Annotated in this window: 4 protein-coding genes; all 4 read left to right on the forward strand. The window is 44.2% G+C overall.

The window, feature by feature from the left end; translation table 11 throughout:
• Positions 1-104: 104 nt before the first annotated feature.
• Positions 105-1,289 (forward strand): glycosyltransferase family 2 protein, encoded by a 1,185-nt coding sequence (locus VIP81_RS07430; protein WP_331957972.1) that lies wholly within the window; start codon positions 105-107, stop codon positions 1,287-1,289.
• Between the two features lie 385 nt (positions 1,290-1,674).
• Positions 1,675-7,797, forward strand: a complete 6,123-nt coding sequence (locus tag VIP81_RS07435; RefSeq protein WP_331957974.1) for a fibronectin type III domain-containing protein — start codon at positions 1,675-1,677, stop codon at positions 7,795-7,797.
• Between the two features lie 395 nt (positions 7,798-8,192).
• Positions 8,193-10,379, forward strand: a complete 2,187-nt coding sequence (locus tag VIP81_RS07440) for a hypothetical protein (RefSeq protein WP_331957976.1) — start codon at positions 8,193-8,195, stop codon at positions 10,377-10,379.
• A partial coding sequence (locus VIP81_RS07445) for an acyltransferase (RefSeq protein ID WP_331957978.1) occupies positions 10,351-11,442 on the forward strand: 1,092 nt, incomplete at its 3' end. The genes VIP81_RS07440 and VIP81_RS07445, both read left to right, overlap by 29 nt.

Raw genomic sequence — 11,442 nt, forward strand, 5'->3', positions numbered from 1 at the left:
AAACGATCTAATTCAAAATTATAATATAAAAATCAGGTTGCGTGTGAAGTAAATTATAATACTTTTGTGGCGAAACTAAGATCCCCATAAAATTCTTTCCTGCTATGTCAATCTGGTCTGTGATATTTTGGACAAGTATTATACTCGTATGCTATAGTTATGTAGGATATGGTATTCTTCTCTACATCGTCATCCGCATAAAACGTTTATGGCAGGGCAATAGCGCTCCTAAAGACCCTACATTTGAACCCGAAGTTACTTTCCTCGTAGCGGCCTATAATGAAGAAGATTTTATTGCTGAAAAGATAGTCAACTCTCTTTCTCAATCTTATCCGAAAGAGAAAATACAATTCATTTTTGTTACTGACGGTTCTGCTGACCGCACCAATGAGATCATTTCTCAGTACCCGGCAGTACAGCTGTTATACGACCCGCAACGCAAAGGTAAAATGGCTGCAGTCAACCGTGCGATGGCATTGGTAAAAACACCTTTCGTGGTATTATCTGATGCTAATACCTTATTAAATCCGACTGCTGTAGCCCTGTTGATGAAACGCTTTGAAGATGACCAGGTAGGCGTGGTAGCCGGAGAAAAGAAGGTAATGCCCACCACTGGCGCGGCCGAAGCGCAGGGAGAAGGTATGTACTGGAAATATGAGTCCCTGTTGAAGAAGTGGGATGCAGAACTCTATAGTGTGATGGGCGCTGCCGGCGAATTGATAGCGATCCGCACCGCGTTATTTGAGCAGCTGCCGGAAGACACGATCCTAGATGACTTCATGCTTTCCTTCCGCATCAACATGAAAGGATATACGGTGATGTACGAGCCGGCAGCGTACGCAATGGAAACTTCTTCCGCCTCACTGGGCGATGAATATAAAAGAAAAGTAAGGATCTGTGCCGGAGGCTTTCAATCAATGGGCCGTTTACTTCCATTACTAAATCCATTCAGGTATCCAAAAATAACCTGGCAATATATTTCACACCGGGTACTCCGATGGACACTGGCGCCTCTTGGCCTGTTGATGGCCCTGGTCAGCAATCTTATTCTTATCGTGACAGTGCCCAATGACATCTATATAATAACCGGCATCGCGCAACTATGTTTTTATACGGCTGCATTGGCTGGTTATGTCCTTACGGTTCGACAAATAAAAGCGAAGTATCTCTATATCCCTTTTTACTTTGTTTTTATGAATGTAACCGTATTTATAGGATGCATCCGTTTCCTCCGGAAACGACAGTCAGCCGTATGGGAACGTGCTCAACGTAGTGTGGCTGTACAATAATGAAAGGGGCGTCGCATTTCACCAGCTAAACAATTGCGTTTACCAACCAAAAACGACCGTTTGCAAAAAAAATCTTAATATATATAAACAGTTATTTAATTTAGCAGCTGTTCTAACTTAAAGTCACCAAATCATAAATTGTCAATGAGCCGAATTTAGGATACACCATTCACAGTGAATCGTTTTTGAACACCAGTAATATTCCAATACCTTATCCTTCGACAAAGCCCCACACCACTATTGGATTAAACTCCAAAGTAGGAATTAATTTTTACCATCTCCTCTGAACTACAAGTCTTTCCGGGTATCCGGAAGCGTGCTTGTTATATCTCATTTTCCTATGGTTATCAAAAATAACCGGGGATCACATAACATACATATTTCCATGAATCGAACTTTACACCGCTTAATTCTCCTGATGCTTTTCTGGCTAAGTGCACCCCACGTCCAGGCGCAGTCAGCATTAAATCCCAGTGATCCTGTTATCACTTACAATCCCAATCTTCCACCTGCTGCTCCCCAGTATGATAAGATCACTAAATGGGTGAGAACAGTGAGGATGAGTTATAACACGGACTCCTACAAATGCTACATTTATAAGAACATGGCATTTCGTATTAAATTCCCTAAAACATATGTTCCGGGAGTTAATGACGGAAAGAAATATCCCATGTACTTATTCTTCCATGGCGTAGGTGAAAAAGGAACTATTTATGATAATGAATACCACTTGCTCTGGGGAGGACAAACCTGGGCGAGTCGCGTTGATAATGGAACATTTGATGGATACCTCATATATCCCCAAAGCCAGGGTGGCTTCTGGGGCGCTAATGATTATGATAATCTGAAAGAAGTAATAGACTCTATCGTTACCAGTGCCAAAGGAGATCCGGATCGCTTGTGCGTAAACGGTTTATCCGGCGGTGGTTGGGCTACCTGGGAGTTTACGATGCGTTATCCGCAGTTAACAGCAGCTTCCCTGCCAATGAGTGCGATGGCAATAGATTACGCCAATCACATTGACTCCTACAAGTTCATACCCATGTGGTTGTTCCAGGGTGGTCTGGATGGCAATCCGGCACCATATACCACCAACCAGGTAGTGGCGCAGATACAGGCCGCCGGTGGTAATTTTAAGTTAACTACGTATCCCAACGATGAGCATAATACCTGGGTAGACGCCTGGAATGAACCGGATTTCGCGCCGTTCATGCTCAGTGCTAACAGGCTCAATCCATACCCCTTGTTTGGCTCCGCTACCTTCTGTCCGGGCCAGACCATTACCATTGGTATATCTCCCGGATACCTGCAATACGAATGGCAGAAAGATGGTGCTACTATCAGCACCAGTACTGCAAATTCTATTGTAGTGACTACACCAGGCAGTTACAGAGTAAGAGCACAATTACCAAATGGCTGGACCAGCTGGTCTCCTGCCCCACTGGTGATCAGTTACAAACCAGCATCGCCGGCACCGGTTATTACTACGGTTCCGACCATTGCCAGCAATGTGCTGCCAGCTCCGGATGGCTCCACGAATATTACATTACAGGTACCTGCAGGCATGGATTCATATGAATGGCTCCGTGCGGGTAGCACTACTGTAATCGGTACCACCAATACCTTGACCACGTCTACTGTCGGTGCTTATGTAGTACGCGTAAAAGCGCCCAACAATTGTATAGGTTCCTATTCAGACACCTTCAGAGTGGTTGGCAGTACCGGTATCAACGGACCAGATCCAATTAGTGGCCTGGTGGTAAACAGTTTCACCAAAACGCAGATCGCACTGTCATGGGTAGAAAATGCCACCCCTGCCTATAATGAAAAATACTTTGAAATCTACCGGGCCACACAGGCTGGTGGACCATATATACTCGTAGGAAAAAACAGCGCCAACGTTGTTACTTTTACGGATATTAATCTCATTCCAAATACCAACTATTTCTACAGGGTACGCCCGGTAAATGATAATGCTGCAGGACCGCTATCTGCGGAAGTGAAAGGCACCACAGCATTAGACAGCTCCGCTCCTTCTGCCCCTCCTTCATTGGTCATAACCAGCTTTACAAACAATCAGGTTATTTTAACCTGGACGGCCGCTACTGATGATGCAGGGATTGCAGGTTATGATATCTATGCTAACAATGTACTGAAAACATCCGTTGGCAATGTGCTAACCGCTACCGTAACAGGACTCGCAGATGGTACCCTGTATAATTTTTATGTGAAGGCAAAAGATGTGTCGGGAAAATTCTCTACACAAAGTAACCAGGTGACGATAAGGACCAGGAAAGCCAACCTTTCTTATAATCTCTACAATGGTACATGGTCAAACCTTCCGAACTTTACTTCGCTTACACCGGTACAAACAGGAAAAGCATACGTTCCGGACCGGTCAATCGTACCTGCAGCTACTACCACCAACTATGCAGTGATGTGGACTGGCTACATCCGTATACCAGTAACGGGTACGTATAAGTTCGAAACAAATTCGGACGATGGCAGCAAACTGTATTTCAATAAATCCTACTCCAATAGTGCTATTGCTACGGTGAATAATGACGGCGCACATGCTGCACAATTTGCCTCCGGTACAGTGATTGCGAATGCAGGTATATATCCGATTACCATTACTTACTTCCAGGCGGGCGGCGGCGCCACCATGGAAGTATACTGGACCAGCACGGCGGCAGGAATACCTAGCAGACAATTAATACCGTACGATGCCTTTGTAGACACATCAATAGTGAATGGTACCGCACCAACTGCACCAACGGGGCTGGCAGTAGCGGTAAATAATTACAGTAAGTTAAACCTGACGTGGACAGACAAGAGCAATAATGAGACAGGGTTTGAAATTTACAGAAGTACTTCCAGTGGAGGAACGTATACCATTGTAGCGACGGCGGCAGCCAATGCCGTTAGTTACACGGATACGGCATTAAATGCCTCGACGGCGTACTACTACAAGGTCAGGGCAATAGGCCTCTATGGTGAATCTGCTTATACGTCTGTAGCCAATGCTACAACAGCAGCCAAACCACTGCCACCTGCAGTACCGACCAATCTCGCTACCCAGGCTATTTCTACCCAGATCGTGAAATTAACCTGGACAGATAATTCAACTATCGAAACTGCTTACGAAGTACAACGTTCATTGAATGACAGTACTCATTTCAGCGTGCTGAAAACATTAGGTGCTGTTGTATCCGGACAGGGAACTTTCTCTGACTCTTCATTGGTGGCTAATACAGTCGCCTACTATAAAGTAAGAGCTTCCGGAGAAGGTGGATACTCTAACTTTACCGCAGCCGTAAAAGCTAAATCGCTGAACAATCGTCCGGTAATCACTGATATTACCAGTCAGACCATCCGTTACGGCACTATCCAAAACATACCGTTGGCCGCCACAGATCCTGATAACGATCCTATTATTTTCAGCCTGTATAATGCACCGGCATTCCTTTCCCTGCAGCTTAACGCAGGAATTACGACCCTGAATATTGCACCAACAGCTGCACAACAGGGTACGTATAATGGTGTGGGTGTAATCGCTTCAGATAATAATGGCGGTAGTGATACCACCCTCTTTAACCTCCTGGTTAACGATAACTATCCACCGGTAATAGATTCTATCCCGGCGCAAAGTGTGGATGAAGGCGCTACCAGAACTATTAAACTGAGTCTGAAGGACCTGAACCCGGGTAATACCTTTACCTGGACAGCGATACAGCTGCCATCTTTTGCAACGCTCCTGAGCCAGAACGATACCTGCCGCATCACGGTTCAACCAGGATTTGCAGCTTCCGGCACCTACACCGTTAAGGTACAGGCAAAGGATAACCAGGGCGGAATAGATACCCGTAGCTTTGTATTAACGGTAGTGGATAAACCAACTCCTAACTACAAGCTGTTCCTGAACTTCAAGCTGAATAACAATGCACCGGCTCCATGGAACAATATTTCCAGTACCACTACTACCGGATTGAAAGACGATAACGGCCAGGTAACCACTGCAGGATTGACCTTTGATGAAACCTGGTGGGCTTCCGGCACAGAAGGTGCAAACACTGGCAATAACAGCGGCATATATCCCGATGCAGTCATGAGTGAATATCTCTACTTTGGTTCATTGCCAGGCTTCTTTACCGGAGCACCTGCTATGCACGGACATATCACCGGACTGGAAACAAACAGGACATATTCCATTAAATTCTTCTCCAGCAGTAAATGGTGGGCGCCACAGCCAGACAATGGCAGCACCCAGTATACTATTAATGGTGTCACCAAGTCATTAAATGTTCAAAACAACAGCACTAACACGGCTGTTTTTGAAAACCTGACAGCTGATGCCAATGGTGAAATCAAATTCACCCTCAGTGTACCAGCAGGCGGCCAGGTAGGTTATCTGAATGCCATGGAACTGAACGCAGGCGGAGCAGGTGACAGCATTGTGGTGAACTTGCCACCGGATATCGCACCGATTGCCAATAAAACAATGGTGGCCGGCGATACCCTGCGCGTTGCAGTTACCGGTACAGATCCGGAAAATGATGCCATCACTTATACAGGCTTCAACCTGCCTTCATTTGTTACCCTGGTGCAATCTCCTGGTAACGTCTACCTATTTGCATCCCCTGCTACCAGCAATACCGGTCAGTTTAATAACATCGGTGTTATTGGTACTGATACACATGGTAACAGTGATACTTCTAAATTTAGTCTTACTATCACTGCACCTGCAGGTGGTGATACCTCAGGTTACAAATTGTTCCTAAGCATTAAACAAAACAGTACAGCACCAGCGCCATGGAATAATATCACCGGCAGTCTTACCACCGCCCTGAAAAATGATAAGGGACAAACTACTTCCGCAGGATTGAAGTTTGATGAAACCTGGTGGGCTACCAACGGCGAAGGCACTACTACCGGCAATAACAGCGGTGTGTACCCTGATGCAGTCATGAATGACTACCTGTACTTTGGTTCACTGGCTGGCTTCTTCACCGGAGCTCCTACCATGACCGGTCACCTGACAGGTCTGGAACCAGGTAAAACATTCACCGTGAAATTCTTCTCCAGCAGTAAATGGTGGGCACCGCAGCCGGACAATGGCAGCACTAAGTTTACCATCAATGGAGTGAGCCAGACACTGTATGTACAAAACAACACCACCAATGTAGTGTCGTTCGCAAACCTCACACCTAGTGCGAGTGGTGAGATCGTATTTACAATGAGTATTCCTGCCGGTGGACAGGTAGGCTACCTGAATGCCATAGAAGTAAATGCAGGAAGTAGCACGCAACCTACCAATAATCACGCACCTTCCATCACTGATATCAGCAATCAAAGCCTGGATGCAGGTACAAGTCTGAATATCCCTGTGACAGCAACAGATGTCGACGGAGATCCGATCACTTACAGTACCCTGAATCTTCCATCCTTTGTAACACTGGTACAATCTGGCGGCAGCGTATCGCTTGCTGTGGCCCCGGCTATCAACAACGCAGGCGTATATAATAATGTAAGCGTAATTGCCAAAGATTCTTATGGCACCGCTGATACTACTACGTTCAACATAACCGTGAATGCTCCGGCAGGTTCCGGTAGCAGTTACAAACTGTTATTGAACTTCATGCTCAATGCAAGTGCACCGGCTCCATGGAACAACATTTCCAGCCGTACGACTACCAATCTCAAAAATGATCAGGGACTGGCTACGGGTGTCGGATTGACTTTTGATGAAACCTGGTGGGCTGCAGGCGTTGAAGGTGCTACTACCGGCAACAACAGCGGCGTATATCCAGACGTAGTACTCAGTCAATACCTCTACTTTGGTTCATTGTCAGGCTTCTTCACGGGTGCTTCTGCTATGCACGGACATTTAACCGGATTAAGTGCCAATACCACTTATGTTATCAAGTTCATGTCCAGCAGCAAATGGTGGGCACCACAACCAGATAACGGCAGCACACAATTCACGGTGAATGGTGTAAGCAAAACACTGAACGTTCAGAATAATACCGCCAATACCGCCGACTTTATCAATCTCACGGCAGATGCAAACGGTGAAATCGCATTTACCTTAAGTATCCCAGCCGGTGGACAGGTAGGTTATCTGAACGCCATGGAAATAGGTGTTACGCCTAATAACCCGGGAAATCTCGCTAATAATAACCTGTTGATGAGTAGCAATCCTATCACTGCGTTATCCAACAACAATATGGCGACGAAGGGCAGCTTACAGGCTACCGTATATCCTAATCCTTTTGTAGACAATCTGGCCATCGATGTGACACTGCAGAAACCAGCAGCCACTATGCTGATAGAGATCAGCGATATGAATGGAAAAATGCTCTATAACGAAATGAAGAAGAATATACCGGAAGGTAAAAACCTCCTCAGAATCGATACCCAGCGATTTGTTAATATGACGGGTATGTATATCTTGAAAATCACTTCTTCTACAGGTGAAACCAAGAGTATTAAACTCATGAAAAAATAATCATAGGTAGTATAACAGATGGTAAAAAAAGACCGGCCCGGAGCATTCCTGGCCGGTTCTTTTTTTTGTAAATCATTACGTTACCCCTTAAACCAGCGCGATTACCAAGTATTTTTTATGTTTCGCTTAAAAATAAAGTGTCTTTTAATATAATCTTTTACCTTTGAATTATAACCGGATACACCAGGGCCAACTTATGCTCCAGGTAATCTCTTCTGTAACCTCATCCTCCGACAAAACCATAAGAAGCTTTCCGGCGATTGCCTGAAACCATCTTATTTTTTTTCCATCTCCTCTGATATTCCAGTTACCATACCGGGAACATGGCATCTATGCAATACGCGTATTTCCACCCTGTATATCATATTAAAATGTAGTTAAAGGAAAATTTCTATATGGATATCGTGTATTTTATAAAGGCATTATTAAAAAAGAAATGGTGGATCCTTTTCAGCACCATTGCTGCAATAGCTGGAGCATTTGCCTTTACCATCGGCAAGCCCAAACTGTATGCCTCTACAGCGCAGATGGCCACAGGCTTTACCATGAATGAGCAAATCAAATTGCGCGAGGAGAATTTAAATTTGTTTGAAGCAGATGTAAAGTTCGATAACGTTATTGAAACGATGAACTCCCCTCTCGTGATAGGCCTGCTCGCCTGTGACCTGATGATACATGATCTTTCCACCAATAAGCCATTCAGACATCTTAGCGAAAAAGACCTTAATAAACCAGAATATAAAAGCGCCAACAAAGAGGAGATCCTTCGTGTTTGCCGCCAGAAGAGTGATTCGCTGCAAATACTTTCTTCTTCCATACCTGAAGAAAGGAAAGTGCTGGAGTTTATGAAACTGTATAAATACGACTATGAAGGCATCCGCAAAATGGTGTTTACCAGTCGCTTGTCAAGAACCGACTACATTAATATCAACTGCTACTCCGAAAATCCTGATTTATCTGCCTATACCGTAAATATGCTCTATAAAGAATTTTTACGTTTCTACCGGAGCTCCCGTTCTGAGCGCTCAGTAGAAAACGTGGAAACCTTCGAGGCACTGGTAAATCAGAAGAAACTGGAGCTTGATCAGAAAATAGAGGCCCTGAGGGGATATAAAACAGCTCAAGGTGTACTGAACGTAGAAACAGCCAGTGGCAATGAATGGGACCTGATCAAACAGTTTGAAAAATCTGTATCAGACGAAAGAGCTAATTACAACAACTTACTGGCTTCCCTGGAAAATGTAAACACACAGCTGGCGCAGATGAATAGTGGGAAACCAACCTATTCAAACTCCAATGCTGACATCCTTACTTTAAGAAAACAAATCAACGACCTGAATGATGAATACGTTCGTACCGGCTCTACCGACAACGGCCTGGCAGATAAGATAAAAGTACAGCGCAGCAAATTGCAGAAAGCGATGATGGATGCTTCTACTCCTAATGGTAAAGTAACTACCAAAGAAGAACTTATTCAACGCAAAGGTTCATTGGAAGCAGAGGTGAGTGCATCAAAACTTAATATCAATACCCTGGATACCAAAATCCGTAATCTCCGTGCTTCTGTTGGATCATATGCCAACAAGGAAGCGACCGTAGGCACCCTGCAGCAGGAAGTTTTACTGGCCCAGGATGAATACAATAAATTAAAAGAAAAACTGGGTTCCGCACTGGATAACCGGAATGTTCCCCAGGATAATTTCCGTCAAACATTGAAAGGTCAGCCGGCATTCACGCCTGAATCATCCAAGCGTCTGGTGATTATGGGCATGTCAGGTTTCGCGGTATGTATGCTTTGCTGCATCGGGATATTATTCAAAGAGTTCACAGATAACTCCGTTAAATCCCCTTCTATCTTCAATCGCACCTCCAACCTTAAACTCATTGGTACCATCAATCATACCAATCTGCAGAAATATAACCTGCTGGAAATATTACAGAAAAAATCAGACGAAGCCCAGTGGCTTAAAAGACAGAATGTGTTCCGGGAATTATTGCGTAAGCTGCGGTTTGAACTGGAAAACAGTGGAAAGAAAATCTTCCTTTTCACCAGTACCGAACCACAGCAAGGTAAAACCACCCTGCTGCAGGCAGTTGCGCACAGCCTTAGTTTGAGCAACAAAAAGGTGCTGGTCATTGATACCAACTTCTGTAACAATGACGTCAGCGTACAAATGGATGCCAAGCCTACATTGGAATTTTTCTCTGTACCACCGGAAGAATTCAGTATTGAAAAAGTGAGAGAAATAGTCACCTCCTACCCGACTCCTGGTATAGAAATAATTGGATGTAAGGGCGGAGATTATACGCCTTCAGAAATATTACCTCCTAATCACCTGCTTAATTACCTCGGGGAGTTGAAAAAATATTACGATTACATTTTGATGGAAGGAGCTCCACTGAATGATTTCACCGATAGCCGCGAGTTATCTGCTTATGCAGAAGGCGTTATCGCTATTTTCTCTTCCCGTTTAAAAATGAAACAGATTGACAGGGAATCTTCTGAATTCCTGGAGTCATTAGGCGACAAGTTCCTGGGAGCGGTGTTAAATGATGTTAGAGAAGATTTCATTGAATTATGATCTTACTACTATGAATGTGCAGAAAAAATTCAACGCCTTTAGTTTGCGCCCCGAAAAAAATGATGCACGTTATGCATGGATAGACTATGCGAAAGGTATAGCGATTATCCTGGTAGTATACAGACATATCGCCTATGGCCTTGATACATGGGGCATTTCATTACCACACGGTGTACTGGCAACAAATGATATGTTATATAGTTTCCGTATGCCCCTTTTCTTTTTGCTCTCTGGTGTATTTTTCAGTAAAAGCATTGCGAAAAGGGGTGTTAAGAGTTTTGTGTTCTTAAAAATCAATACTTTATTATATCCCTACCTGTTATGGGCCATCATACAAATCAGTTTGCAAATTGTGTTTTCCAGGTTCGCTAATTCGGACCGGTCAGCGGAAGATTTTCTGAATATTTTTCTGCAACCAAGAACACTGGATCAACTCTGGTATCTCTTTGCACTATTTAATGTAACCATGCTTTATACGCTCATTTCAGTAATAACGGGTAATAAAAAAATATGGCAGTTGCTGACAGGCTTAGTATTCCTGGGGCTTGCGCCTTATATTCAGAATTTTAGCACGCTTTACGATATCGCACTTCATTATATATTTTTTGCCATCGGAGATATCGCAGCAGGTTATTTTTTACGGGAGCAAACACAACAAGCATTTGCCAAACCCAAAAATCTATTGCTGCTAGCGCCGGTTTTTGGTTTGCTGCAGTGGTATTACCTGTATCATCAGCATATGAATGGATACCTTTTTATGATCATTGCATTAATCGGGTGCCTGTTCGTGATACTACTGGCTTCCTGGCTCGCCGCCATCAGGAAGATGGAATTCTTACCTGTGATAGGCCATTACTCATTATACGTTTACCTGCTGCATGTAAGCATTTTCGCAGGCTTGCGGGCAGTATTACTACAGCTGGGAGTAGACAATGGTATCGCGCTGTTGCTGATACTGATCCCATCATCTATTTTCTTGTCAATTATTGTATACCGGATATGCGTGCTACTGAAATGTACTTTCCTCTTCAAAGGAAGCTTAGGCGAGCACCACACATCTAAA

Source organism: Chitinophaga sp., assembly GCF_036566945.1.
In the GTDB taxonomy this organism is placed as follows: Bacteria; Bacteroidota; Bacteroidia; order Chitinophagales; family Chitinophagaceae; genus Chitinophaga.